We start from the raw sequence: 26,447 nt of genomic DNA, 5'->3' as shown, positions 1-26,447 counted from the left end.
CGCACCCGCGCCCAAGACCGGGCCCGCCGCATCGAAGCCGAACGCAAACTCAACGACGACCTCGTCGCCGAACGCAACAAACCACCGCCCTTCTAATGGGCGAACGGCTGCACCTCGTCGAAGTGGCCGCCGGGCTTGAGCTCGTCGAGATGCTTGAGCACGGTGACCATGTCGTCACGCAACGCACGGGCCAGGTCGGCGGAGAAGCCTTCCCGCACCACGACCCTCAGCACCGTGACGTCCTCCGCGCCCTCCGGCATGGTGTAGGCCGGCACCTGCCAGCCATAGGAGCGCAGCGTCTGCGAGATGTCGAACTCGGTGTAGCCCGGGTCGCCCTTCAGCCGGAAGCTCACCACCGGGATCGCCGAGCCGTCGGTGATCAGCTCGAAGTGCTCGCTGTCGCGCAGTTCGTCACCCAGCCACCGGGCGGTCTGCGACAGCGACTGCATGACCTGTGCGTACCCGCCGCGGCCCAGCCGCAGAAAGTTGTAGTACTGGCCGACGACCTGATTGCCCGGCCGCGAGAAGTTCAGCGTGAAGGTCGGCATATCGCCGCCCAGATAGTTGACCCGGAACACGAGGTCCTCGGGCAGATGCTCGGCGTTGCGCCACACGACGAAGCCGATCCCGGGATAGGTCAGCCCGTATTTGTGCCCGCTGACGTTGATCGACACCACCCGCGGTAACCGGAAGTCCCACACCAGATCCGGATGCACGAACGGCACCACGAACCCGCCGCTGGCGGCATCGACATGCACGGGTACGTCGACCCCGCCGTCGGCGGCCAGCTTGTCGAGCGCGGTGCAGATCTCCCCGATCGGTTCGAGCTCACCGGTGTAGGTGGTGCCCAGGATCGCCACCACCCCGATCGTGTCCTCGTCGACGTGGTCGAGTACCTGCTCGGGGGTGATGACGTAACGCCCCTCCTCCATCGGCAGGTAGCGCGGTTCCACATCGAAGTAGCGACAGAACTTCTCCCACACGACCTGGACGTTCGAACCCATCACCAGGTTTGGGGTATGAGAGCGCCAGTCCTTCCCCTCCTTCTCCAGGCGCTCGCGCCACCGCCACTTCATCGCCAGGCCGGCCAGCATGACGGCCTCGCTCGATCCGATCGTGGACACCCCGGTCGCGCTGTAAGGGTCGTCGTCGCGTAGGTCCTCGGCATGGAAGAGGTCGGCCACCATGCACACGCACCGCTGCTCGATGGCCGCGGTGGCCGGGTACTCGTCCTTGTCGATCATGTTCTTGTCGAACGTCTCGGCCATCAGTTTCTCGGCCTCGGGGTCCATCCACGTGGTGACGAAGGTGGCCAGGTTGAGTCGCGAGCTTCCGTCGAGCATCAGTTCGTCGTGGATGAACCGGTATGCCGCCTGCGGTTCCATCGCCTCGTCCGGCAGCCGCAGGGAGGGCACCGGCGCCATCGCCAGCCGACCGGTGTAGGCGGGCGAGATCTGCGGGACGCGACCGTGTGTGCGGGACATAGACGGTTCCTTTCGGGATCAGATACTGGCGAGTGCGGTGCGGATGTGGTGCAGGATGCGCGACGCCGAGGTCGGCGCCGGTCGAGGTCCGGGGTCGGCTGCGGACGCGTTCGCGGCGTGGGCGTGGACGAAGGCCGCCACCGCCGCGGCCTCGCCGGGAGGCAGGCCCGCGGCCAGCAGCGCGCCGATCATTCCCGACAGGACGTCGCCGGAACCGGCGGTGGCGGCCCACGCCTCACCCGCCGGGTTGAGGTACGCCCGACCGTCCGGTTCGGCGACGACGGTGACGTTGCCCTTCAGCAGCACGGTGGCGCCGAACTGCTCGGCCAGGCGGCGGGCCGAGCGGATCCGGTCGTCTCCCGGTGGGGATCCGGCCAGTCGCGCGAATTCCCCGGCATGCGGGGTGAGCACAGTCGGCGCGCTGCGGTGGGCGACGAGGTCGGGATGGGCGGCCAGCAGCGTGAGCCCGTCGGCGTCGACGATCACCGGCAGGTCGGTGTCCAGCGCGAAGCACAGCGCCGCCGCCCCGGCCTCGTCCGTGCCGAGCCCGGGGCCCACGACCCAGGACTGCACCCGCCCCGCCGCGGCGGCGCTCGGCGCGGCGACGACTTCCGGCCAGTGCGAAACCACCTCGGCCGCAGCGCTTCCGGCGTAGCGCACCATGCCGCTGGTGGCGGCGACGGCCGCCCCGGTGCACAGGATCGCCGCACCCGGGTAGGTCGACGAACCGGCCAGCACGCCGGTGACCCCCTGGGTGTACTTGTCGTCCGTCGGCCCCGGTCGCGGCCACCGGGCGCGCACGTCGGCGACCTCGATGCCGAGCACATCCGACGGCGGCAGGTCCAGACCGATGTCGATCAGTTCGACGCGGCCGCACTCCCCCAGCGCATGCACGGGTTTGAACCCGCCGAACGTCACCGTCAGCGCGGCGTGCACATGCGGCCCGTCGGCGCCACCGGTGTGCACGTCGAGACCGCTGGGGATGTCGACGGCCACCACCGGGATCCCGGCGGTGTCGACGGCGGCGAACACCTCGGCCGCGGCGGGTCGCAGCGCCCCGGAACCGGAGATACCCACCACACCGTCGATCACCAGATCCGTTGCTGGCGGAACCCTTTCGACTATCCGACCACCGACCGCACGCAACGCGGCGAGCCCCTTCGGATGGGCCCGGTCCGGGTTGAGCAGCACTGCGGTGGCCGACGCCCCGCGCCGGCGCAGAAACGTCGCGGCCCACAGCGCGTCGCCGCCGTTGTCCCCTGACCCGACGACGGCGCAGACCTTCCGGCCGGCGACACCGCCGGTGCGCGCGGTGAGTTCGCGGGCGATCGCCGTCGCCAGACCGAACGCCGCGCGCCGCATGAGAGCGCCGTCGGGGAGGCGCTGCAGCAGCGGTGCTTCCGCGTCGCGGATCGCCTCCGCGCTGTAGTAGTGCCGCATCAGCCACACCCTACGTGGGGAGGTGGTGCGCGCGGGTGGCCTTACTCGACGATGTCGGTGGCGGCCGGACCGAACAGGTACAGCGCGTCGAGAACCGGTTCGGGGTCACCCGACCAGTCCATCGCCGCCAACTGCGCGCGACTGCGACGCCCCGTCCGCCACCGCAGCGTCTCGAATCTCGATGTCCGTAAACGCAGTTCGCCGTCACCGGTCGCGGGCCCGCTGAGGTGCTCGCCGTCGTCGAGCACAACGCGCAGCGTGACGGGCGGATCCAGCATCTCGAGCAGTTGGTCGCAGACGTGCCGAACGGCCTCGGAGTCGCGTGCTCCCGGTCGGCCGAGCGCCCCGCGGATGTCGTGCTCGTGGCTGACGATGTCGCCGACCGGCGCGACCAGCCCTCGGGTGCCGGCCAGTTCGTTCAACGTGTCCGTCGCCTCGCCCCAGGCGGCGAGCAGGTCGGCGGTGCCGGTCTCCCGGGACCTGGCGACCTGGGCCGCGGTGTGCGCGTCGGTCGGCACTCCGGACAGGCGGCCGTCGCACCATTCCTCGGCCACGGCCACGAGGTGCCCCACGACATCGCGGACCGTCCACCCCGGGCACGCCGGCACCGCGGTGGCCCACTGCGCGTCGTCGAGTCGGGAGACGAGCTCGACGATCCGCTCGTAGCACCCCCGGTACAGCTCTGCGCTGCGCTCGGCCTCAGTGCTCGGCACAGCAGTCACGCCCCTCGGGCCGGCGGGGAGGTCGTGGGTCACGGGGATCGTCCGGATCAGGATCGCCGAACCATCTCGACGGTTCGCGCTGACCGTATTCGTCGTGCCAGCACCACCATTCGTACGGTGGTTCCTGCGGATAACCCGGCGGCGAGTCCTCCCACGTCTCCTGGCGCCCGAGCGCGGTCATGTCGAGGAACGCCCAGGTGTTGACGAACACCTCGTCACCGCGGTCGTTGATGAAGTAGGTGCGGTAGACCCTGTCGCCGTCGCGGATGAAGGCGTTGGTGCCGTGCCACTGGTCGCAATCGAAGTCGGCGTCGAAGTCGTCGGTGATGCTGTACCAGGGGATGTTCCAGCCCATTCGCGCCTTCACCCGGTCGAGGTCCGTCTGCGATGCGCGCGAGGCGTAGACCAACGTGGTGTCGCGTGCGTTGAGGTGCGCGAGGTGACCGATGTGGTCGGCCATCAACGAACAGCCGACGCAGCCATGCTCGGGCCAACCGTGCACACCCGGTTCGACGAAGGCGCGGTACACGATCAACTGGCGGCGGCCGTCGAACAGATCGAGCAGCGTCGCCGGTCCGTCCGGCCCCTCGAACGCGTACGGCTTGTCGACGGCCATCCACGGCATCCGCCTGCGCATCGCGGCCAATGCGTCACGCGCGCGCGTCATCTCCTTCTCCTTGACGAGCATCTGCCGGTGCGCGTCCTGCCATTCCTGCGCAGACACGATCGGTGGTGTGGTCATCACGTCCCCTTCGACAAACATTAAACAAATCAGTTGAACGTCACTTCAGCCAGCACACCACACGACTGCCGCTATAGTCAACAACATGGTTGAAGATCAGGTGCTGGATCGCGCGTACGCCGCGCTCGCCGATCCGACCCGCCGCCGACTACTGGAGACCCTGCGCGGTGGTGACGCGCGCATCACCGATCTGGCCGCTCCCCTGCCCATGACCTTCGCCGGCGTCTCCCGCCACATCGGGGTGCTCGAATCGGCGGGCCTGGTCACCCGGGAGGTGCGCGGCCGCGAACACTGGTTGTCGCTGCGGCCGGACGGTCTCACCGGCGCCGCCCAGTGGATGGACGAACAGACCGAGTTCTGGTCCACCCGCGCCGACGCCCTGGCGGCCCGGCTGTCCCGGAAGCGGCGGGCGAAGTGACCGAGGCGCCGACCGTCCGCGTGCAGCGCCTGATGCCCGCACCCCCGGACGAGGTGTTCGACGAGTGGCTCGATCCGGAATCGCTGAAGGAATGGATGTGTCCGCATCCGACCCGCGTCGTCGACGTGCGACTCGACCCCCGCGTCGGGGGGCAGGTCCGCTTCGACGTCGACAATGTGGGCGTCCCGCTGCTGATCACCGGACAGTTCCTCGAGATCGACCGACCGCGCCTCCTGCGCTTCACCTGGAGCAACTCGGACTGGCCGGACCCCACCGCGGTCAGCATCGTCGAGGTCACCTTCGCCCCCGCCGACAACGACGAGACGCTCATGTCGATCGAGCACAGGCTGCTCCCGCCAACGGAATTCGAGAACTTCCGCAGCGGCTGGGCGCTCACCTTCGATCAGCTCGCCGCGCAGTTGGCCGGCTAGGCGTCGACGCCGGCCGGCGCTATTCGACGGTGACGGACTTCGCCAGGTTGCGCGGTTTGTCGACGTCGTAACCGCGGGCCCGGGCGACCTCGGCGGCGAAGACCTGCAGCGGGATGGTCGAGAGCAACGGCTGGAAAAGCGTTGTGGTGGCGGGGATCTCGAAGATGTAGTCCGCGAACGGCCGGACGGTGTCGTCACCTTCCTCGGCGATCACGATGGTGACCGCGCCGCGGGCCTGGATCTCCCGGATGTTCGACAGCAGCTTCGCGTGCAGCATCGACGCCCCCTTGGGTGAGGGCATCACCACGATCACCGGGAGGTCCTCGTCGATCAGCGCGATCGGACCGTGTTTGAGCTCACCGGCGGCGAAGCCCTCGGCGTGCATGTACGCCAGTTCCTTCAGCTTGAGCGCGCCCTCGAGCGCCACCGGATAGCCGACGTGACGGCCGAGGAACAGGATCGTCGGCTTCTCGGCGAAGCGCCGCGCCAGTTCCACGATCGGGTTGAGCTGCTTGAGCACCTGCGCGACCAGCCCCGGCATCGCCTCGAGTTCGCGGTACTCCCGCGACACCTCGTCGGGGTACTTGGTGCCACGCGCCTGCGCCAGCGCCAGGCCGACGAGGTAGTTGGCGGCGATCTGAGCGAGGAACGTCTTGGTCGCCGCGACGCCGATCTCCGGTCCGGCACGGGTGTAGAGCACGGCGTCCGCCTCGCGCGGGATCTGGCTGCCGTTGGTGTTGCAGATCGCCAGCACCTTGGCCTTCTGCTTCTTGGCATGCCGCACCGCCTCGAGGGTGTCGGCGGTCTCACCGGACTGCGAGATCGCGACGACCAGGGTGCTGCGGTCCAGCACCGGGTCGCGGTAGCGGAACTCGCTGGCCAGTTCGGCCTCGACGGGCAGCCGCGTCCAGTGTTCGATCGCGTACTTGGCCAGCAGCCCGGAGTGGTACGCCGTTCCGCAGGCGACCACGAACACCTTGTCGATGTCGCGCAGTTCCTGATCGCTCAGGCGCTGCTCGTCGAGCACGATGCGACCGTCGACGAAGTGGCCGAGCAGCGTGTCGGACACCGCCGCGGGCTGCTCGGCGATCTCCTTGAGCATGAAGTACTCGTAGCCGCCCTTCTCGGCGGCCGACAGGTCCCAGTCGATGTGGAACTCTCGGAAGTCGACGTCGGTGTTGCCGTGGAAGTCGCTGACGGTGTAGCCGTCCGCGGTGACCACGACGGCCTGGTCCTGGCCGAGTTCGACGGCGTGGCGGGTGTGCTCGATGAACGCCGCGACGTCGGAGCTGACGAACATCTCCCCGTCGCCGATCCCGAGCACCAGCGGCGTCGAGCGGCGGGCCGCGACGATCGTGCCCGGTTCGTCGGCGTTGGCGAACACCAGCGTGAAGTGCCCCTCCAGCCGGCGCAGCACGGCCAGCACCGAGGCCGGGAAATCACCCGCGGTGTCGCCGTAGCGGTACTGGCGCCCGACCAGGTGGACGGCGACCTCGGTGTCGGTGTCGCTGGCGAACTCGACGCCCTCGGCCTCGAGCTCACCGCGCAGCGGGGCGTAGTTCTCGATGATCCCGTTGTGGACGACGACGATCTTGCCGTCCGAGTCGCGGTGCGGGTGCGCGTTGCGGTCGGTCGGCCGACCGTGCGTCGCCCATCGGGTGTGGCCGAGCCCGCTGCAGCCGGCCAGCGTCTCCGGCGCCGAGCATTCGAGGACCTCGCCGAGGTTGGCCAGCCGGCCCGCCCGCCGGTGCACCGTCATCCCGCCGTGTCCGTCCAGGAGCGCGATGCCTGCCGAGTCGTACCCGCGGTACTCCATCCGGTGCAACGCGTCGACCACGATCGCGCAGGCAGGACGATGCCCGACATAGCCGACGATTCCACACATAGAGAACCAGGGTAGTGCAAGAGCCTCACGGGGCACGGTGAGCTACGGTCGTCAGGTGGCCAGCACAAAGAAGCTGTTCAAGGCTTTGACCCGCCGCGGCCCGCATCGCGTTCTGCGCGGTGACCTGGCCTTCGCCGGTCTACCCGGCGTGGTGTACACCCCCGAGTCGGGGCTGAACCTGCCCGGTGTGGCGTTCGGTCACGACTGGCTGGCCAGTGGCATGCGTTACAGCGGCACGCTCGAACACCTCGCATCGTGGGGCATCGTGGCCGCCGCCCCGGATACGGAGACCGGTATCGCGCCTTCGGTGCTGAACCTGGCCTTCGACCTGGGCACCACCCTGGACATCATCACCGGCGTGCGGCTGGGACCCGGCAAGATCAGCGTGCACCCGACGAAGCTCGCCGTCGCCGGGCACGGGTTCGGCGGATCGGCGGCGGTGTTCACCGCCGCGGGGATGCCGGGTCGGCTGAAGGCGGTCGCCGCACTCTTCCCGACGGTGTCGCGCCCCCCTGCAGAGCAACCGGCGGCGTCGCTGGGGCTGCCGGGGCTGATCCTGGCCGATCCGGGCGATCCCATGTCCCTGCGGTCGAATGCGGTCGAGTTGGCGCGGGCGTGGAAGCCGGCGACGTTGCGCGCGGTGCACAAGGTGACCGCCGGTGGCCTGGTGGAGGGCCGCCGGTTGGCCCGGGCGATGAAACTGCCCGGTGAGGACAAGGGCACGCAGAAGATCGTGCGCGCGCTGCTGACCGGCTACCTGTTGCACGAGTTGACCGGCGACAAGGCTTATCGCGACTTCAGCGACCCCGAGGCGGTGCTGCCCAAGACCGACCCGATGGATCCGCACTCCGACGATCCGGTCGATCTGGAGAACAAGGTGGTCGCGCTACTCAAGCCGTAATTACCCCAACCAACCGGTTGGGTGTATAACCCTTCCATGTCTTCTCTGCGCACTGGCATCTTCTTGAGTTATGCGGGCGGCTTCCGTGAGGCGGTCGAGGACGTGGTCGAACTCGAGAAGGTCGGGGTCGACCTCGCCCTGGTCGCGGAGGCCTACTCGTTCGACGCGATCAGCCAGCTGGGTTACCTGGCGGCCAAGACCACCCGCATCGAGCTCGGCTCCGGAGTGGTGCCGATCTACGTGCGGACCCCGTCGCTGCTGGCGATGACCGCGGCCGGGCTGGACTACGTCTCCGACGGCCGCTTCCGGCTGGGCATCGGCACATCCGGCCCGCAGGTGATGGAGGGGTTCCACGGCGTCCCGTTCGACGCGCCGCTGGGCCGCACCCGCGAGGTGGTGGAGATCTGCCGCAAGGTGTGGCGCCGCGAGAACGTCGAGTTCGACGGCCGGTACTACCAGATCCCGTTGCCCGCCGACCGCGGCAGCGGCCTCGGCAAGCCGCTGCATCTGATCAATCATCCGGTGCGCGAACGCATTCCGATCACCATCGCCGCGCTCGGGCCGAAGAACGTCGAGCTGACCGCCGAGATCGCCGAGGGTTGGCAGCCGGTGTTCTTCTACCCCGAGAAGGCGGACGCGGTGTGGGGTGAGGCCCTGCGCGCGGGCTTCGCCAAACGCGACCCGGAACTCGGGCCGCTCGACGTGATGGTGAGCGCGGCGCTGGCGATCGGCGACGACGTCGATGACCGGCTGGAGTGGGTGAAACCCCAACTGGCGCTGTACATCGGCGGTATGGGTGCGCGCGGCAAGAACTTCTACCACAACCTCGCGACGCGCTACGGGTTCGGTGAGGTGGCCGATCGCATCCAGGATCTGTACCTGTCCGGCAAGAAGGCAGAGGCGATTGCCGCGGTGCCCGACGACCTCGTCCGCTCGGTGTCGCTGATCGGGCCGAAGAGCTTCGTCCAGGAACGGCTGGCCGCGTTCGCCGAGGGCGGCGCCACCACCCTGCTGCTGCAGCCGGTGACGGCCGATCGCGGCGAATCCGTGCGTTTTGTGGAAGACCTGCAGGCGTTGCTGCCCTGAGCTCGGCCGTCACGAAGCGGCCTCACTCGCCCACCTGCGGAACCTCGTCGGCGGCGATCTCACACGGCGTGGCCGGCTCGGCCGCGGGCGCTGGTGCGGCCAACGGCGCGGCGGGAGCCGGGGTCGGGGTGGTCGGCTCGGGGACGGGCTCGTCGGCAGTGGCGGTGGCCGACTCCTGCTCCGCGGCCGGCTCGTCGGCGTCGGGCTCGGGTTGGGGCTCGGCTTCCGGGGTGTCTTCCTGCTTTTCCGTCTCCTCTCCGTCTGTCTCCTGTTCCCCGGTCTCCTCTTCGGGTGTCGCGTCCTCCTCGGTGTCTTCCTCGTCGTCTTGCTCGTCGTCTTGCTCGCCGAGTTCGAGCGGATCCTCGAGGTCGCCGGGCTCGGGGACGTCGCCGAGCGCATCGCCGATCGACGGCATCAGTCCGCCGATCATCTCGCCGAGCTGCTGACCGAGGCCTCCTATGCCGGACGTGCCCGAAAGACCCGGAAGACCCGAGCCGATATCGGGTAGCGCGCCGGCCGACGGCATCGGCGGGGCCGGCATCGCGGCCGCGGCCGCGGGTTCGGTCATCGGAGGAAGTGCGGTCGCTGGTGGCGGCGGTGCCATGGGTGTTGGCGCCGCCATCGGTGGCGGCGGTGTCCACGGTGCGGCGGCGCCGACCCCCGGCGCAGGTGCAGGGCCGGCTGCCCACGACTGGGCCGGCTCCGGAAAGTTGGGCGCCCCTTCACTTCTCACCGCGGTGGTCGCGGTGTCGAAGCATCGCACGATCGCCGCGCTGGCGGCCTCCATCGCAGTGACCCACTCCGCGCGGACGTCCCGTTCGACGAACGGTGCGACGTGGGCGTCGACCAGTTCGCTGGCTGCGGCCCGGTCCCCCACCCCGGTGGTGACGGTCTCCGCAGCGGCCCGCCACTCCCCGCGCACACCGTCGGTTCTCGCGTCGACCTCCTCCGCCGCGGCGACCTTGGCGTCGACGATCCGCCAGAGCTCGTCGCGCAGCGCCCCCACCTGTTCGGCCGCCGCAGACAGCGCGGTGACCGCCTGCGCCGACGCCGCGCTGTGCCGGCGCAGGAATTCGGCGGCCGCATCCGCACCCGCCCCTTTCCACGCCGCGCCCAGCGCGATCACCTGCGCGTCCTGCAACTCCTGCGCGTCGCGCACCGCGGCCACTGCCGCGCGAAGTGCGGCGTGATCGGCGTCGAGCGCGTGCAGGTCGAGCCCCGCCTCACTGGCGTAGGCATGTTCCACGCGGTCGGTCAGGCCGTGACCGCAGGTGCCGAGCGCCTGACACGCCGAGGCGTAGCGCGCGAGATCGTCGACGGCAGGGCGTCCTTCGGCCAATCGGCCCGCCACGTCGTAGGTGCCCGCCACGGCTCACCGCACCCGCGATGCCGCGTCGGCGTCGGCCTGGGCGTATCGAACGGCCGAGGCGCGCAACTCCGAAGCGACGCCGGACGCCGAGCGTGCCCACCCGTGCAGCATGGCGACGACGTCGTCGATTGCGGCGCGCAGCGCGTGTCCGTGCGCGGCATAGTCCCGGCCGGCGGCCGACCCGTCGAACGACAACATCGAAAGATGCGTGCGGACAACGGAATCGACGAGGTTCGCCACGCTGTCGAAGTGCGCGGCGATGCTGACAAGTGCCGCACCGTCGACGTGGGCGGCCCGAACTGCTCCCATACCAGGTTAAGACGCCGCGCGGGCCGCGCCGGTTCCCTGGGTCAGCGCTGTTCGCTCACCGATTCGGCCACCCGGACCGCCAGCTGCCGAGCCGTGTCCTCGTCGGCCGCCTCGACCATGACCCGGACCACCTGTTCGGTGCCCGAGGGCCGCAACAGGATTCGCCCGGTGTCCCCGAGTGCCGCCTCCGCTTCGGCCACCGCGGTCTGCACCGAGGGCGCCTGGGCGACGGTCGCCTTGTCCGCGACCTGCACGTTGATCAGTACCTGCGGCAGTGTCTGCATCGGTTCGGCCAGCGCCGCCAACGACTTGCGCGTCTGCGCCATCCGCGACATCAACCGCAGACCGGTCAGGATGCCGTCCCCGGTGGTGCCCATCGAGGGCATGACGATGTGACCGGACTGCTCGCCGCCGAGCGCGTAGTTTCCGGCGCGCAGTTCCTCGAGCACGTACCGGTCTCCGACGCTCGTGGTGCGGACCTCGATGCCTGCTGCGCGCATGGCGAGATGCAGACCCAGATTGCTCATCACCGTCGCGACCAGCGTGTCGGAGGCCAACTCACCGGCCTCACGCATGGCCAGCGCGAGGACCACCATGATCGCGTCGCCGTCGATCACGCGGCCGTTGCCGTCGACGGCCAGACAGCGGTCGGCGTCCCCATCGTGGGCCAGGCCCAGATCGGCTCCGTAGGACACGACGGCCGATTGCAGGGTCTCCATGTGGGTGGACCCGCAGCCGTCGTTGATGTTGAGGCCGTCGGGATCGGCGTTGATGGTCAGCACGTTGGCGCCGCCGGCGCGGTAGGCCAACGGCGCGGCCACCGAGGCAGCGCCGTGGGCGCAGTCGACCACGACGGTCAGCGCGTCGAGGCGGGTGGTCACCGCCTTGCCGACGTGGCGCAGATAGCGGTCGAGGGCGTCGGGTGCGTCGACCACGCGGCCGATCCCGGCACCGACCGGGCGCTCCCCCGAGCCCTGCTGCACGAGGTCTGCGATGCGGTCCTCGGTGGCGTCGTCGAGCTTGTGCCCGCCGGGACCGAAGATCTTGATGCCGTTGTCGGGCATCGGGTTGTGCGAGGCGGAGATCATGACGCCGAAGTCGGCGTCGTAGGCACTGGTCAGGTAGGCCACTGCCGGGGTGGGCAGCACGCCGACGCGCAGGGCGTCGACGCCCTCGCTGGTCAGCCCGGCGATCACCGCCGCCTCGAGCATCTCGCCGCTGGCGCGGGGATCGCGGCCCACCACGGCGACCCGTCGGCGCGGTTGGCCGGTGGAGCTCAGCTGTCTGGCGGCCGCCGAGCCGAGCGCCAGGGCGAGCTCAGCGGTGAGATCGCGGTTGGCGACCCCGCGCACGCCGTCGGTGCCGAACAGTCGAGCCATGCGGACAAACTTCTCACACATGGCGGCCGTGGAGCCAACTGCCGCACACCACACCGCCCGCATCCGAGGTGGATGCGGGCGGTGCGGTTGGGCCAGTTATCCCTGGGGCCGGTTCGCGGCGCCCGGAGCCTGCTCGGAGCCACCCGGGCCGTTCTGCGTCACGGTGACGCCACCGGCATCCGCGATCTCGCACTCGGTGATCTGGGTGCCGGCCGTATCGACCTGTGTGACCTCACCGAGAACGCCGGCGTTCACATCCGCGACATCGCACAGCTGCGCGACGACGTTGGCGGCTACGCCGACGTTGACGTCCTCGAGGATGGTCACATCGCCGATGCCCACGTTCACCAAGCCGTCGCCGATGATCGTGTCGGGCTGGGCCTGGGCCAGACCCAGACCGGCCGAGAACAGGAGCCCTCCACCCAGGACGGCACCAGCGGACGCACGCTTCACAATGCTCTTCACGTAAATAACTCCTTCAGTCGCAGAAGCGTGATCCGGCCCCTATTCGAGCGACTGACCCATACCGGCGGCGGGAACGGCCCACCGTCGCCATTTCGACGTTCACGCTTCCGGACAAAGACTTCCTTGATCCGTGCGAATTCAAACGGAACTCTCACTGTTTTATCATCAGCAAAGAGTAAAATGATGAGAAGCTAATTAACTGGACCGTTAATAACGATGTATCCGGCGCACTGGTCAGAGCCTCATAGAGACCTTCGCCGCGGCTCCGCTCCCCGTTACTGCCATCCGCAAATAAATTCTTCCAGCACTCACGCGGAACCCCCCGGAACGACTCACCGCCCGCATCCGGGTGGATGCGGGCGGTGAGCCAGTGGATCGACTATCCGATCGGGGCGGTGTCGGCCGGAGCGGTCTCACTCGACTCGCCCTCGCCCGGGATCTGCACACCGTCCGGGGTGTTGGCGGGCGCCTGCGCGGGCACCTCGGCGGCGGGCGCCTCGGCAGCCGGCACGCCGTTCTTGATGGCCAGCGCGCCACCAGGCAGGTTCTCGCACACCGTCTGGTCGGTGCCCTCGCTGGTGACCCGCTCGACCAGCGCGGTCACGTCGGAGGCCGGGGTGCCGCAGATCGCACCGGCGGCGGTGGCGGCGGTCTCGACGTCCACACCCTCGAGGATCGCGGTGTTGCCGACGGCGACCGTCACGACGCCCTCAGGCGCCTCGACCGGCTGGGCGTTGGCCAGGCCGAGCCCGGCGGTGAACAGGAGTCCGCCACCCAGGATGGTGCCGACAGCGGTGTGCTTCATGATCTTGTTCATGGGGATTGCTCCTTTTCAGTCAGGAAGTCACGGCCCGGTTCGGTGACGAGTGACTGACTCGCCCCCGGGGGCAGAAGGTCTGCCGACGCCGGTCAGCGGCGCCCGTGCTTCTCTCCGAGGTTTTCCGATCCTGCTGCTGGATTTCAAGCGGCCGCAAATGATCAAGCGGCCTTACGCGGGCTGTCTAATTAACTCAGCCGGCGCAATAAGGGGGAATTCCCAGGGCACAGGCCATATGGAGACCGGAATTGATTTTCACTGAATTCCCGCTGTGGTACCGCTCACAAAATGCAAATCGCCGGGCACATCGGAGATGTGCCCGGCGATTCGGTGAAACGATCAGCGCTTGCTGTACTGAGGCGCCTTACGCGCCTTCTTCAGCCCGTACTTCTTGCGCTCGATGGCACGCGGGTCACGGGTGAGGAACCCGGCCTTCTTCAGCGCGGGACGATCCTCGGGCTGCACGAGGATCAGCGCGCGAGCGAGGGCCAGACGCAGGGCGCCTGCCTGCCCGGACGGCCCGCCGCCGTCGAGGTGGGCGTAGACGTCGAAGCTCTCCAGCCGGTCGACGGTCACCAGCGGGGCCTTGATGAGCTGCTGGTGCACCTTGTTGGGGAAGTAAGCCTCCAGCGTGCGCCCGTCCAGGTTGAACTTGCCGGTGCCCGGCACGAGGCGCACCCGCACCACGGCCTCCTTGCGGCGGCCGACGGTCTGGATCGGACGGTCGATGTACACGGGCTCGCGGGGTTCGACGTCCGCAGCGGTCGCATCGTCCGTGGTCGGCTCGACGGTTTCGGTACCAATCGCCTCTGTCATTGCGCCACCTGCTTGATCTCGAACGGAATCGGCTGCTGTGCAGCGTGCGGGTGGTTGGGACCCGCGTACACCTTGAGCTTCTTCTGCACCTGCCGGCTGAGCTTGGTGTGCGGCAGCATGCCGACGATCGCGTTCTCCACGACGCGGGTCGGGTGCTTGAGCAGGAGCTCGCCGATGGTGCGCCGGCGCAGGCCGCCGGGGTAACCCGAGTGGCGGTAGGCGTACTTGTTGTTGAGCTTGTCGCCGCTGACGGCGATCTTCTCGGCATTGATGACGATGACGAAATCGCCACCGTCGACGTTGGGCGTGAATGTCGGCTTGTGCTTGCCGCGCAGCAGTTTGGCTGCTTCGACGGCGAGCCGGCCGAGCACCACGTCGGTGGCGTCGATGACGTACCACGAACGCGTGGTGTCACCCGCCTTCGGCGTGTACGTAGGCACAGTGCTTACCCTTCTCATCTCGGGTTTTACCCCGCTCGGACCCCGGTGACCCGGGTGACGGTCTGGCGTGACGGAGGGTGGTCCCGGCGACCGACGTTGACCCGGGGACCCGCGTTACCGTGATGGCACCGCACGCCAACGAGGCAGCTTACCTGCGCGCGTCGTCGCAGGTCAAAACGCGGTTGGGCACCGCCCGCACAGAACTGTGCGGTCCCGCGGGGCTCCCCTCCCGTTGGGACCGCACAGGGTCTGTGTGCGCGGGTCACCACCCCCACGCGTTGGCCGCGCTGCGATCGGTCGCTGCGACGTCGTCGGCACCGTCGCGCACTGCGTTGCCCAGGCTGAACAGGATCTCGTTCAGCGCCGCGGCCGCCTGATCCCAGCGCAGCTGCTCGGTGCGGTAGGCCTCGGCGGCGTGCCGCGTCCACACCTGCTGCAGCGGCGCGATCTGCGCGCGCAGGTCGTCGAGCGCGGCGTTGAGCCGGCCATGCGTCGCGTGGATCTCCTGGCGGACGGTGTACTCGATCTGGTCGAAGTCGTAGGACAGAACCTTGTCCATGGTGTCTCCCATTCTCGCTGCTACAGGGTGGTGCCGATGACACCGATTTGGTGTGAGTGCCCGTCGGAGGCGGCGAGCAGCGTCTGCTGATTGCTCCGCATGGTCTCGGCAATGCGCGCCAGAGCGGTGTGGAGCTTCACCGATTCGCCGTTCCAGCGGTCCACCACCTCGCGGAACCGCACGGCCGCCACCCCACCCCACACCGACGGCGGCACGCTGGTCATCCGACCGATGAACGACTGCAGCATCGCCCGGATCTCTTCGTTGCGGGCGTCGATCGCGCCGGCGACGGAGCCCATGAGCTCGAAGTCGGTGTTGAGTGCGCCGCCGGTGGGTGTCGTCATCGAGGCTTCCCTTCTGCTGTGGTCGGATATGACTTACGACGGTGCCGGTCGCCATCCGGTTCCGTTCTCTGACGACTTTTTTCCGACGATCGCGTGTGCGGACCGCACCGCGGCGTCACATACCGACCGGACGGCGTCAGCCCTTCCGGGCGGGCTCTGACAGCCGATCCCGATGCGCAGCGCGTCGTCGACCAGCACGGCCCAGTCCGTCTGGTGACTCGCGCGGTGCTCGCGGTAGGTGGCGACCTCCCGGCCGCCGCGGATGTCGTCGGCGTGGAAGTCCGTGAACACCCCGGCCGGCTCCGTCGCCAGTGCGTCGTGCAGTGTGCGCGCCACCTCGTCCAGCGGTTGGGCATGCGGCAGTGGCGACTGCGTGACATGCAGTGCGACAGCGTGATCCGCGGGTGAGGTGATCTGCACGCGAGCCGATCCGCGGCCGTCGGTGATGCGCTGAACGGTCCACAGCGCCGGTACGACGACCGCCGCGCGGCCCTCCACCAGAAGCGCGCCGGGCTCTGCCGGTGCCGGTGCCGGTGCCGGTGCGTGCGTGATCCCCGCCGCGCCCACACCGGCGGCGGCCAGCAGCGCACCGGCCAGTACCGGAACCGCGCGCCGACCGGGACGTTCCGGCGGTGGCGCGTCGGGCGGCGCGGATGGCGGCACCCGGGCCAGCTTCCTACCGGCGGTCGTGACCGTGACACCGCGCTCGCGGAGGGCGACAGCGATCGCCGTCGCCAACGCCGTTCCACCGAGACCCGGCGGCGTATCAACGACAACCTCTCTCGCCCAGGCTGCTTCGCTGACCACCGCGGCGCATACCGCGGCGTCGGATGTGCGGGTGAGGGTACAGATGCCCGCAGAGCTGACGGCCACATGTTCGGCGGCGATCTCCACGACTGCGTCGGATCCGCCGGCGAGCGCATCAGCCCGGGAGACGGCGACCGCAGTTCCGCAGATGTCGCCCGCCGCGTCGAGCACCGCTTCCACCCGGCGCCTGCTCCACCAACTGGGATGGACCACGGTGAGGTCACCGGCGGCGGGACCGGCGGCCGACCGCAGGAGGTCCGCCATGACCGCGCGGACCGTGACCGGGCGGTCCTGCACGATCATCAGGGTGTCGTCGATCGCTTCGATTGCCGCGCAGGCCAAGTCGTCGTCGACCGGGCAGGGACCACGCACCGTTGCGGGTCCCACCTCGACGGCGGTCACGGCGGCTCGGTCCACGCCACCTGGATCAGCTGATCGGTGGCACCACGGGTGATCAGCGTCGCGCGTCCCGGTGCCAACACGCTGGAGCGCACCGATCCCAGCAGCACCCCTTCCTCGGGCCCGGCGCTCATCATCATCCCCATCGCGCCCAGATCACGCAGCCGCGCGAGCAGCGGGTCGAACATCGCCCGCGCCGCGCCACCCGAGCGGCGGGCCACGATCACGTGCAAGCCGATGTCGCGAGCGTGTGGCAGATACGCGAGCAGCGGTGTCAGCGCGGTCGCGCCGGCGACCAGGTCGTAATCGTCGATGACCACGTAGGTCTCCGGACCCGTCCACCAGGATCGGTCGCGCAGCTGTCGCTGGGTGACGCCGGCGCCGGGCATCCGGGCGGCGAAGCGCTCGATCAGCTCGGGTACCGCGGCGGTCAACCCCGCCTCCGCCATCACGTAGCCGGCCAGATGGTCGGATTCGACGACCCCGAGCAGCGTACGGCGGAAGTCGACGAGGAGCAGTTGCACCGCATCCGGCGGGCTGCTCGCGGTCAGCGAGGTGCACAACGCGCGCAGCGCCGCCGTCTTTCCGCACTCGACGTCGCCGAGCACGATCAGGTGGGGCTGCGTCGCGAAGTCCAATGTCGCTACCGCTCGGCCGTTCTCGGCGACGCCGATGGCCACCTGCGTCGGCGACTCGACCGTAGCGAGCTCGTGTCGGTGGACGAGCGTGGGCAGCGGCGCGATGGGCGGTGCGCCGCGGTGGCCGTAACGGGTCCGCAAGGTCTCTGCCGCCGCGGCGAGAGCAGCCGCGAGCCCGTCGGCGGTCGGACGGCCGTCGAGACGTGGTACCGCGACCACCGTCTCGCGCCCGTCGTGGGTGAGCCCCCGCCCCGGTGCGCCGTCGGTGAGTTGCCGTGCCCGCTTACGGTCCATCTCGGATTCGGCCGGATCCCCGAGGCGCAGTTCGATTCTGGTGCCGAGCTGATCCTTGAGCGCGGGGCGCAGATCGGCCCACCGCGAAGCCGCGAGGATGACGTGCACACCGTAGGCCAGCCCCTGCACGGCCAGTGCGGTGATCGACGGCTCCAGTTGCTCGAAGTCCCGTCGCAGCACCGACCAGCCGTCGACGACCAGGAACACCTCGCCATACGGGTCCGCACCGGTGGCGGGATCGCCCGCCGCGCGGCGCCGCCGGTACTCCGAGATCGACTCGATGCCACCGCGCCGGAAGCGTTTCTCCCTGATGCGTACCAGCGATTCGCACTCCGCGACGATCCGCCGGATCAGATCGGGATCCTGTCGCCCCGCGACGGCCCCCACGTGCGGAAGCTCCGACATCGCGGCCAGGGCGCCACCGCCGAGGTCGAGGCCGTAGAACTGCACCTCGTGCGGATCGTTCGTGGCGGCCAGAGCCAGCATGAGCGTGCGCAGTGTCATCGACTTGCCGGAGCGCGGACCTCCGATGACGGCGACGTTTCCCGCCGCTCCACCCAGCGCGACGGAGAACAGATCACGACGCTGCTCGAACGGACAGTCGACGAGCCCGATCGGCACCGTCAGCGGCGCGGCCCGGTCGCTGGGGGCGCGGGACAGCACCGCGTCGAGCGCGGGCGGACCGGACAATGGCGGCAGCCACACGCGGTGCGCGGGCGTGCCGAGCCCGGCCAGCCGGTCCACCACCGTGTCGAGCACCGTCGGCGCAGAAGCGCACGCACCAGGCGCAGGACGATCCGACTCCGGTGACGAGGCGGTGAACAGCCGCGGTGTCAAATGCTCCGCTGACGGTGCCGGGCCGGCGGCGACGGGGCCCGAGACGAATGCCGTCCGGAACCGGACCATGTCACCGGACGCCGTCTTGAGATACCCCAGGCCCGGGGTGTTGGGCAGTTCGTGGGCGTCGCCCACGCCGAGGACGGCCCGGGATTCGCCCGCCGAGAACGTCTTCAGGCAGATCCGGTAGGACAGGTGGGTGTCCAGCCCGCGGAGCCGGCCTTCGTCGAGCCGTTGACTCGCCAGCAGCAGGTGCATGCCCAGCGACCTGCCGACACGACCGATGGCGAGGAACAGTTCCGCGAAATCAGGATGCTGGGTGAGCAGTTCGGAGAACTCGTCGACCACGATCAGCAGCACAGGCAGCGCCACCAGTTCGGGACGGGACGCCTGCGCCTGCCGGTAGTCGGCGATGTTGGCGACGTTGCCTGCGGTCCGCAACAACTGCTGGCGCCGGTGCATCTCACCGGCCAGCGCATCGCGCATGCGCGCGACCAGGTGGGACTCCTGGTCGAGGTTGGTGATGACGGCCGAGACGTGTGCGGCCCGCTCGAGGCCGAGAAACGTTGCGCCGCCCTTGAAGTCGACGAGGATCAGATTGAGCGCATCCGGCGGATGGGACGCGATCAACCCGAGCGTCAGCGTGCGTAACAACTCAGACTTGCCCGACCCCGTGGCCCCCACGCACAGCCCGTGCGGTCCCATACCGTGGTGTGCGGCTTCCTTGAGGTCGAGCTCGACCGGTGTCCCGTTGTCGGACAGCCCGATGGGCACCCGCAGGAACCGATTCGGCGCGTGCGACCGCCAGGCCGCCGCGGGATCCAGCGTCGTGGGATCGGCGATGCCGAGCAGGTCTTGCCAGTTCCGCGGCCCGCCGCGAACCGGTGTCTCGGCGACAGCCCCGGCGCTCGCGGCCACCCGCCGGGCACAGGCCGCGGCCTGATCGATCGTGAGACCGTCGGGGCGGCCCGCGCGTTCGTCACCCGTGCGGTCCCGAATGGTCAGCTCCCCGCATTCGACGCGCACCGTCACCGCACTGCGCTGCGGTTCACCGAGACACCACACGGTCACGCCCGGCGCCGCGACCGGAGGTGGCACCCCGTCGGCGATCACCAGCGCATGCCCGCCGGACGACCTGTGGTGTGGTAGCCACTTGAGCCACTCCCACTCACCGGCGACCGGAGGGGCGGATGCGGCACGCACCGACACGTCCCCGGGTCCTTGCAGCGCGACGAGTTGGCAGACCGCCGCCCGGATGAGATCCCGCCCCGCCGTCAGGTCTCCGGTGACACCGATCAGTCCCGGCTCGGTGACCTTCACGGTGAGCGGGGCGCCTTCCACCGTGGACCGGTCGCGGACCAGTGTCCGCATCGCCTCGACGGTCACCGGATCGGCGTCTTCTGCGTGGCCGACCTCCGGGGCGACGAGCCGCACAGTCAAGGGAACCCGCCCCAGACCGACTCGCACACAACCGAAATCGTCCTCGCCGACGGTGCGCTCCCACATCCGTGCGCTGCCGGCGATCGCCCACAGCGTCTCGGGCGCCGGGTGCAGGTGGTGGCCGTCGTCGTACTGTCGGCGCGCGGAACCGGCGACGGCCCGGTCGACGCCGTCGAGGTAGCGCAGATAGTCGCGGCGGTTCCGCTCCACCTCGACCCCGCGCTGGGCGCCGCGGGCACCGAACACCAGGCTGCCCACCAACGACATCGCCATCATGACGGGGAAGAGGCCGGCCATCGGGCTCCTGGGCTGACCGGCGCCGGACGTGAAGTACAGCAGCATCATCCCGCCTGCGGCGATGAGCATCGCGAACGGCATCAGCCGGGCCAACGGATGACCGCCGGCCGGGCGCGGCACCGGTGGCGGCGCGTCCAATGCGAATTCCCCCGTACGGGGCATGCGTTCGGCGATGTCCATCAGTGATTGGACGGTGCGCGGCGCCGATCGGTTCCCTGTCCACAGGAACCGATTTCCGTGCGCGGTGGTGTCGTGGTGCGCGGCTACCGTGACCACATCGTCAGCGATGGGAGTAAGCATGTCCGCCAACATGTGTCACGTCACCGTGCACGCCGACGACGATTCCGGAGCGGTGGATCTCGCGCTGCCGGCCCGGCTGCCGGTGGCGTCACTGATCCCCGACATCGTCCGCCTGGCGGGCGCCGACACCGGGGCCCCGGCACGCTGGCAACTCGCGACCCTGCTCGGCACAGTCCTCGACGACTCCGTTCCGCTGTGGGACCAGGACGTTCGCGACGGCGACGTGTTGCTGCTGAGTGCAGCGCTGCCCCGGGTGCCACGGTTCGACCGGGGCGACGCCGTCACGGCGGTGCTGACGTCCGCTCCCCCTCCGGGTGACACGCGCGCGCTTCGGGTGACCCTGGGATTGGTCGCCGCGTCGGCGGGGGCTCTCGCCGCCGTCGCCGGGCACAGATCGGTGTCGCCGGCCGTCGCCGGGGTGCTGCTGTGCGTGGTCGCCGGCGTCGCGGTGACCGCGTCGCGCGCCGGTCGCGAGCCGTGGGTGTGCGGACCGCTCGGCTGCCTCACCGTGCTGATGACTGCGCTGTGCGGGGCGCTGGTGGTGCCGGGTCCGTTCGATGCGCCACACGTCCTGCTCGGAACTGCTGCCGCAGCGGCCGTTTCGTTGGTCCTCCTCCGCCTCCGGGTGGGCTCACCGGTCGCGGCGACGGCGTCGGCGTGCGCGGGTCTGCTGTGCACCGCCGCGATGTCGGGCGCGGTGCTGTGGTCCGTGCCGCGGCATGCGGTCGGCGTGCTGCTCGCCCTGCTCGCCCTCGGTGCGTTGAGTCTGACCCCGCGCCTTTCGGTCGCGTTCTCCGGACTCGCGCCGGCGCCTTCGCTGACCGACCCGCCGGTCGCCGATGCGGACCGCCGGGCAATGGCGGGCCACCGGATCCTTGTCGGGTCGGTGATCGGGGTCTGCGCGGCGGCGTCTGCCGGCACCGCCGTGGTGTCGATCGCGGTTCTGCGCGGCGCGGGGCACTGGCTGTCGAGCGCCGCGTTCTGCGCCGTCGTCGGGGCGGCGTTGCTACTGCGGTCACGCTGCTACGCCGCCGGGCGGTGCCGCTGGGCGCTGGCCCTCTCCGGATTGTGCTCGCTCGCAGCAGCATTCGTGGTCGTGGCCGTGCGTCACGGACATTGGGCGGCGGTCGTCGCGGTCTGCATCGGCGTCACCGCGATCGTGCGTGAGAGTCCGGCCGAGCCGTCACCGGTCGCCTCGCGGTCGGTCGAGGTGTTCGAGTACGTCGTCCTGGCCGCCGTGGCGCCGGTCGCCTGCGCGGCGCTGGACGTCCTCACCCTCGTCCGGACCTCGAGCCTGATATGACCGGCCGGTTCACCGCCGTCGCGCTGACCGGGCTGGCCGTGGCAGCGGTGCCGGTGGCCACCGCGCCGCCGGCATCGGCGGTGACCCCACCCGCGGTCGACGAGTCCTTCCTGCCGGCCGCCGCACCACCGGCGCCGCCACAACGCACCGAACAACGGGCGGAGTGTGACGGCGCCGTCGACGACCGCGACCCGGCCGGCGACCCGCACCAGTTGGACATGCTGAATCTGCCGCAGGTGTGGCCGCTGACCCGGGGTGCGGGTCAGACGGTCGCCGTCATCGACACCGGTGTCGCGCGGCACCGACTGCTCCCCCGGCTCGTGCCCGGTGGTGACTACGTGTCGGGCGGCGACGGCACCGACGACTGTGACGGGCACGGCACGCTGGTCGCCGGGATCATCGCGGCGACAGGTGAATTCACCGGTGTGGCACCGGACGCCGCGCTGTTGGGCATCCGCCAGTCGAGCAACAAGTTCGGGCCTGCCGACGAGCCGGGCGCCACCGGGTACGGCGATGTGCAGACGCTGGCGAAGGCGGTGCGCGTCGCCGCGGACCTCGGTGCCACGGTGATCAACGTGTCGTCGGTGGCTTGTCTGGCCGCGGCCGCCACCCTCGACGACCGGGCGCTGGGGGCCGCGCTCGCCTATGCCGTCGACGTGCGCAACGCGGTCGTGGTCACCGCGGCGGGCAACGTCGGCGGTCCGGGTCAGTGTCCCAAGCAGAACCCGGCGCAGCCCGGCCGACCCGATTGGCAGAGAGTCGAATCGATTGCCAGCCCGGCCTGGTACGACGATCTGGTGCTCACCGTCGGATCGGTGGGCCTCGACGGCACGCCGTCGCGGTTCAGCCTCGCCGGCCCGTGGGTCGATGTCGCCGCACCGGGCGAGCATGTGCTGTCGCTGGACCCCGACGGCGACGGCGTCGTCGATGCGCTGCCGACGGCTGACGGCCACACGTCGATCGCAGGCACCAGTTATGCCGCGCCGGTGGTCTCGGGGATCGCCGCGCTGGTCCGCGCCCGCTGGCCGCACCTCACGGCGCGCCAGGTGATGCAGCGCATCGAGGACACCGCGCACCCGCCGCCGGCGGGGTGGGATCCCGTCATCGGTCGTGGTGTCGTCGACGTCGCGGCCGCCGTGAGTCGTGGCCTCTCCGCCGCCCCGGCCGAAACTCCGGCACGCTCTCTCATCGCACCGACCGACGTGCCACACGACAACGGACCGCGCCGGGTCGCCATGGCGGGCGCGGGGATCTGCGTCGCGATCACGCTGCTGGTCGCGGTGAGCGCGTCATCGCACCGGCGCGGCCACGCCGAGGGCGTCGCGCGTCACTGACGCTGCGGCGCGGCTCAATTCGGGTCCGCGGGGCAGGCGGGCGAGCACCGGCCACGGCGACGGCACGGGCGGCGACGTGACGCCGAGTGTGCGCGCGGTGTCGTCGTCGGGCACCCCGAACAGCACGCCGAGGTCCGTCATCAGATAGCGCGGTTGCGCGCCGCCCCCGCCGCCGGTGACGCTGACCGGACGGGCGAACACGCTGCGACCCGGCGGGACGGAGACCGCATCCACGTTCGGACCCGCCCCGTCCGCCTGCGCCAGCTGCACGACAGCACCGGCTGGAACGGCGTCGACCAGCGTGGTCGTCACGTCGCCGCCGTCCATTGCCCAGTGCGCGCACAACACGGCCGGTTCGGTGATCACCACCCGGTCGGGATGGGTGGCGGTCGGCAGAGTGTCGAGGACGTCGGCCGCCGCCACGGTGCCGGGCGTGACGGTGGGGATGTCGCCGCTGCGCTGACCGACGGTGAACCGGATCAGGTCGGCGGTGACCTCGCCGATGCGCTGGACACCGTCGGCCAGTACGACGTAGTACTCCGTGGCGGCGGCTCGGGGCAGCCGGACGACCTCACCCACCGTGCGGCCGGCGACCGCGCCCCGGTCACCGGCGCGCGGCACCGTGGGTGCGGTGATCGGCGGACTCTCGGGCAGCGCGTCGAGGAGCGCGCGGGACACCGGGCGCGGCGTGACGCCCTCCACCCGCAGCGCCCGCACGACGGCGGTGTCACGCAGGTCGACCGCTGCCCGCCGTCCGGCGTACAGGAGGTAGGTGACGGCCGGACCTTCCGACCGCGCGGTGACCAGCACCGCGCGGTCCGCCTCGAGCGCGCCCGGTGGTGACGGCCCGACCAGCACCGACGTCGACGCGGCGCCGTCGCACACCGTCCATCCCGCGTCCTGCGGCGGCACCGCAGGTCCGATCGCCGCCGGCGCCCCGGCGATACCGGCCTGCGGTCCGCGCGGGGCGTCGGCCAGAGCCCGGGCGCTGACCGTCCGAGGCTCCGCGGCGCTGCCGGCGACCAGCCGGGCCGAAGCGAGGTTGGGTACCGGATGCACGGTGTCGCCGATCCGCACGTACAACGCCCCGGTCTGCGCCTCCATCACGATTGCGGCGTCGCCGAGGCCGCCCTGCGGGCGCAGCACCGCCAGGATCGCGCAGCCGGCCACCGCGATGGCCGCGAGCACCGCACCGGCGACGAGCGCGATCGACTGGCCGCGCAGCGGATCGTCGAGCATCCGGACGTCGGCGCGGACCAGCGCGTGTTCCATGCGACGTAGCAGGAACCGGTATCCGCTGACGTGCAGCCCGGTCGTCGGTCGGCCCATGTCCACCCCCGAGGGGCAGCGTAACGGCGCTCTCGACCCGCTTTCGACGCCGATTTCGTGGTCGCGGTGTCGGTGGCCGGGCATACAGTGTTTGAAGCGGTGGGAGGTACAGAGATGTTCCAGGCGGTGCGGCAGTACTGGCGCCAGCCCGAGCATTTCTATTGGCTCACCTCGTTCCTGGCGGCCCGCGAGGCACAGTCGGCGACGTGCCGGTTGATCGCGATGTTCGTCGCGACGCTCGGGTTGGTTCCGCTGGCGATGCAATGGAGCGATGCCGGACCGCGGACCGCCTTCGAACGCGGGGTCGCCGTCACGGTCACCGTCTCCTGTCTGGTGATCGCCGGGTTCTGGCTCCGGCGCCGGTGGCCGTCGCGTCGACAGTCCGGAGTGTTCGTGGTGGTGACGGCGGTCATCATCGCCGCCGGGTGCCTCATCATGTCCGACCCCGAGGCGGGGCTGCTGCTCGCGACGGGTTTCGCGGTGCTCGGCGCCTACATAGCGCTGTTCCACACCGCCCACTACATCGTGCTGGTGTTCGCGCTGGCCGAGTTCACCGGGATCGTGCTGGCGTTCCGACTCGCCGAGACGGCCGATCCGGTGTGGGCCGTGACGTCGTTGATCATTGTCATGACCGTCACGGTGGCCGTGCCGTTCGCGTGCCATCTGCTGCTCTACGCCGTGGACATCGATGTGGACAACGCCGACATCGACCCATTGACCGGGTTGCTCAACCGCGAGGCCTTCTACCGGGCCGCCGGCCACGTCGTCGCCCGCAGCCGCGACGACGACCAGCGTCTCGTCCTGGTGGTGATCAACCTCGACAACATGCGCCTCCTCGGTGAGACCGACGGTGAGCAGGCGTGCGAGCGGGCCCGGGTGGCGATCGGCCAGACGCTGCGAGAGACCACCCGCCACAACGCATTCGTGGCCCACACCGGCGACGACGAGTACCTGATCGCCGACACCTTCGCCACGACGGACTCCTTCCCGTTGGTCGAACGGGTGCGAAAGGCGATCGCCGCGACCCCGCCGCGGGTGACGGCGAGTATGGGCGTCGTCAGCACGCCGATGCGCGGGTTGGGAGCCTGCCCGCCCGCGGAATTGCTCGACGAGCTGATCACCATCGCGACGATGGCGATGTACGACGCCCGTCGTGCGGGCGGCAATCAGGCGCGGTACGTCTCGTGCGACCGGCCGGCCGTCCTCGACAACGCGCGGCGGCCGGGCAGCGACGACCTCTAGGAGTCCTTGGCGCGCCGTTCGCGGTAGGCCGCCACGTGTTGACGGTTGCCGCAGTTGCCGGTGTCGCAGAACATCCGCGACCGGTTGCGCGACAGGTCCACCAGCACCGCCTCACAGTCCGGGGCAGCGCACGTCTTCAGCCGACGCAGCTCACCGGCGCGGATCAGGTCGGCCAGCGCCATCGCCATCTCCGCGCCCATCCGTTGCCAGAGCGGATCGTGGACCGACGCCAGGTGCAGATGCCATTCCGGCATCTCGGGGTGGCGGGTCAGCCAGGGTGAGGCCCTGGTGTCCGCGAGCAGTGCGTTGACCTGACCGACGGTGCCCTCCTCGTCGTCGGCGGCCGCCCAGATCTTGCCCAATCGCACCCGCAGCCCGTGCACGGCGGCGAGCTCGGAGTCGTCGCGGTCACGCCGCCCGGTCCAGCCGAACCCGTCGAGGTACTCGTCGAGAGCGGACAGGTCGCCGAGTTGTTCGCCGTCGACCCGATCGGTGTTGACCAGCACACACGCCGCACGCAGCGTGAGTTCCGTGTCATGAGTGAAATGCATTTGACTCATGACTCCTTCGATCGATACGGTCAGGACCAAAGCTCATTTTACTCATTACATCCTTCGGAG

The 26,447-nt window shown here is 70.1% G+C and carries 25 protein-coding genes; 7 read left to right on the top strand and 18 right to left on the bottom strand.

Annotated features, from left to right (window positions below):
• Positions 1-92: 92 nt before the first annotated feature.
• From gad to AU195_RS10585, 4 genes are read right to left on the bottom strand one after another with little or no spacing between them, the layout of a single operon-like run.
• The gene (gene gad, locus AU195_RS10600; protein WP_059159019.1) at positions 93-1,484 is read right to left on the bottom strand and encodes a glutamate decarboxylase; all 1,392 of its coding nucleotides are present in this window, start codon (positions 1,482-1,484) and stop codon (positions 93-95) included.
• Between the two features lie 18 nt (positions 1,485-1,502).
• Complete coding sequence (locus AU195_RS10595; RefSeq protein WP_059159031.1) at positions 1,503-2,924, bottom strand: NAD(P)H-hydrate dehydratase; 1,422 nt, start codon at positions 2,922-2,924, stop codon at positions 1,503-1,505.
• Positions 2,925-2,965: 41 nt separating this feature from the next.
• A complete protein-coding gene (locus tag AU195_RS10590; RefSeq protein ID WP_286149214.1) occupies positions 2,966-3,637 on the bottom strand; it encodes a maleylpyruvate isomerase family mycothiol-dependent enzyme in 672 nt (223 codons plus the stop codon).
• Positions 3,624-4,388 (bottom strand): DUF899 domain-containing protein, encoded by a 765-nt coding sequence (locus AU195_RS10585; protein ID WP_059159018.1) that lies wholly within the window; start codon positions 4,386-4,388, stop codon positions 3,624-3,626. The genes AU195_RS10590 and AU195_RS10585 overlap by 14 nt, the downstream gene beginning before the upstream one ends.
• Before the next feature lie 85 nt (positions 4,389-4,473).
• Here AU195_RS10585 and AU195_RS10580 point away from each other — a divergent pair, with 85 nt between their 5' ends.
• Both AU195_RS10580 and AU195_RS10575 read left to right on the top strand, forming a co-directional pair.
• On the top strand, positions 4,474-4,806 hold the full coding sequence (locus AU195_RS10580) for an ArsR/SmtB family transcription factor (RefSeq protein WP_059159017.1): 333 nt from the start codon (positions 4,474-4,476) through the stop codon (positions 4,804-4,806).
• The gene (locus AU195_RS10575) at positions 4,803-5,237 is read left to right on the top strand and encodes an SRPBCC family protein (protein ID WP_059159016.1); all 435 of its coding nucleotides are present in this window, start codon (positions 4,803-4,805) and stop codon (positions 5,235-5,237) included. Before AU195_RS10580 ends, AU195_RS10575 begins: the two co-directional genes overlap by 4 nt.
• Before the next feature lie 19 nt (positions 5,238-5,256).
• Here the strand turns inward: AU195_RS10575 and glmS are convergent, their stop codons facing one another.
• Complete coding sequence (glmS, locus tag AU195_RS10570) at positions 5,257-7,122, bottom strand: glutamine--fructose-6-phosphate transaminase (isomerizing) (protein WP_059159015.1); 1,866 nt, start codon at positions 7,120-7,122, stop codon at positions 5,257-5,259.
• Between the two features lie 55 nt (positions 7,123-7,177).
• On the opposite strand from glmS, the gene AU195_RS10565 reads away from it, so the two are divergent.
• Entirely contained in the window at positions 7,178-8,023 is an 846-nt protein-coding gene (locus AU195_RS10565; protein WP_059159014.1) for a dienelactone hydrolase family protein, read from the top strand.
• A gap of 36 nt (positions 8,024-8,059) precedes the next feature.
• A complete protein-coding gene (locus AU195_RS10560; protein ID WP_157531102.1) occupies positions 8,060-9,109 on the top strand; it encodes an LLM class F420-dependent oxidoreductase in 1,050 nt (349 codons plus the stop codon).
• Between the two features lie 22 nt (positions 9,110-9,131).
• Here the strand turns inward: AU195_RS10560 and AU195_RS10555 are convergent, their stop codons facing one another.
• The 11 genes from AU195_RS10555 to eccCa all read right to left on the bottom strand — a co-directional run bounded on the left by AU195_RS10555 (position 9,132) and on the right by eccCa (position 20,499).
• Entirely contained in the window at positions 9,132-10,478 is a 1,347-nt protein-coding gene (locus tag AU195_RS10555; RefSeq protein ID WP_059159013.1) for a hypothetical protein, read from the bottom strand.
• A 3-nt stretch (positions 10,479-10,481) separates the two neighbouring features.
• Complete coding sequence (locus AU195_RS10550; protein ID WP_059159012.1) at positions 10,482-10,787, bottom strand: DUF7162 family protein; 306 nt, start codon at positions 10,785-10,787, stop codon at positions 10,482-10,484.
• A 41-nt stretch (positions 10,788-10,828) separates the two neighbouring features.
• A complete protein-coding gene (gene glmM / locus AU195_RS10545; protein ID WP_059159011.1) occupies positions 10,829-12,166 on the bottom strand; it encodes a phosphoglucosamine mutase in 1,338 nt (445 codons plus the stop codon).
• Positions 12,167-12,262: 96 nt separating this feature from the next.
• Complete coding sequence (locus AU195_RS10540; protein WP_059159010.1) at positions 12,263-12,631, bottom strand: hypothetical protein; 369 nt, start codon at positions 12,629-12,631, stop codon at positions 12,263-12,265.
• Positions 12,632-13,010: 379 nt separating this feature from the next.
• Positions 13,011-13,448: a hypothetical protein gene (locus AU195_RS10535; protein ID WP_059159009.1), complete on the bottom strand. Its 438-nt coding sequence runs from the start codon at positions 13,446-13,448 to the stop codon at positions 13,011-13,013.
• Between the two features lie 339 nt (positions 13,449-13,787).
• The gene (gene rpsI / locus AU195_RS10530) at positions 13,788-14,264 is read right to left on the bottom strand and encodes a 30S ribosomal protein S9 (RefSeq protein ID WP_059159008.1); all 477 of its coding nucleotides are present in this window, start codon (positions 14,262-14,264) and stop codon (positions 13,788-13,790) included.
• Positions 14,261-14,704 carry a 50S ribosomal protein L13 gene (gene rplM / locus AU195_RS10525; RefSeq protein WP_059159007.1) on the bottom strand — a complete coding sequence of 148 codons (444 nt, stop codon included), beginning with the start codon at positions 14,702-14,704 and terminating at the stop codon, positions 14,261-14,263. Before rplM ends, rpsI begins: the two co-directional genes overlap by 4 nt.
• 262 nt (positions 14,705-14,966) lie before the next feature.
• Positions 14,967-15,263, bottom strand: coding sequence for a WXG100 family type VII secretion target (locus tag AU195_RS10520; RefSeq protein WP_059159006.1), 297 nt, complete (start codon positions 15,261-15,263; stop codon positions 14,967-14,969).
• Between the two features lie 20 nt (positions 15,264-15,283).
• The gene (locus tag AU195_RS10515; protein ID WP_059159005.1) at positions 15,284-15,607 is read right to left on the bottom strand and encodes a WXG100 family type VII secretion target; all 324 of its coding nucleotides are present in this window, start codon (positions 15,605-15,607) and stop codon (positions 15,284-15,286) included.
• A gap of 33 nt (positions 15,608-15,640) precedes the next feature.
• The gene (locus tag AU195_RS10510; RefSeq protein WP_286149213.1) at positions 15,641-16,831 is read right to left on the bottom strand and encodes a type VII secretion-associated protein; all 1,191 of its coding nucleotides are present in this window, start codon (positions 16,829-16,831) and stop codon (positions 15,641-15,643) included.
• Entirely contained in the window at positions 16,813-20,499 is a 3,687-nt protein-coding gene (gene eccCa, locus AU195_RS10505) for a type VII secretion protein EccCa (protein ID WP_059159027.1), read from the bottom strand. Before eccCa ends, AU195_RS10510 begins: the two co-directional genes overlap by 19 nt.
• A 118-nt stretch (positions 20,500-20,617) precedes the next feature.
• On the opposite strand from eccCa, the gene eccD reads away from it, so the two are divergent.
• Together eccD and mycP are read left to right on the top strand one after the other, a co-directional pair.
• Positions 20,618-21,922: a type VII secretion integral membrane protein EccD gene (gene eccD / locus AU195_RS10500; RefSeq protein ID WP_286149212.1), complete on the top strand. Its 1,305-nt coding sequence runs from the start codon at positions 20,618-20,620 to the stop codon at positions 21,920-21,922.
• Positions 21,919-23,256 carry a type VII secretion-associated serine protease mycosin gene (gene mycP / locus AU195_RS10495; protein WP_059159003.1) on the top strand — a complete coding sequence of 446 codons (1,338 nt, stop codon included), beginning with the start codon at positions 21,919-21,921 and terminating at the stop codon, positions 23,254-23,256. The genes eccD and mycP overlap by 4 nt, the downstream gene beginning before the upstream one ends.
• Here mycP and eccB read toward each other — a convergent pair.
• Positions 23,212-24,585: a type VII secretion protein EccB gene (gene eccB / locus AU195_RS10490; RefSeq protein ID WP_059159002.1), complete on the bottom strand. Its 1,374-nt coding sequence runs from the start codon at positions 24,583-24,585 to the stop codon at positions 23,212-23,214. The genes mycP and eccB overlap by 45 nt on opposite strands.
• A gap of 99 nt (positions 24,586-24,684) precedes the next feature.
• On the opposite strand from eccB, the gene AU195_RS10485 reads away from it, so the two are divergent.
• Positions 24,685-25,827 carry a GGDEF domain-containing protein gene (locus AU195_RS10485; protein ID WP_286149211.1) on the top strand — a complete coding sequence of 381 codons (1,143 nt, stop codon included), beginning with the start codon at positions 24,685-24,687 and terminating at the stop codon, positions 25,825-25,827.
• Here the strand turns inward: AU195_RS10485 and AU195_RS10480 are convergent.
• The gene (locus AU195_RS10480) at positions 25,824-26,378 is read right to left on the bottom strand and encodes a CGNR zinc finger domain-containing protein (RefSeq protein ID WP_059159000.1); all 555 of its coding nucleotides are present in this window, start codon (positions 26,376-26,378) and stop codon (positions 25,824-25,826) included. The two genes, AU195_RS10485 and AU195_RS10480, sit on opposite strands and share 4 nt — an antisense overlap.
• Between the last annotated feature and the right edge of the window lie 69 nt (positions 26,379-26,447).

Origin of the sequence: Mycobacterium sp. IS-1496, from assembly GCF_001499995.1 — a bacterium.
Lineage (GTDB): Bacteria > Actinomycetota > Actinomycetes > Mycobacteriales > Mycobacteriaceae > Mycobacterium.
This window is presented reverse-complemented; position numbering and strand designations above follow the sequence as displayed.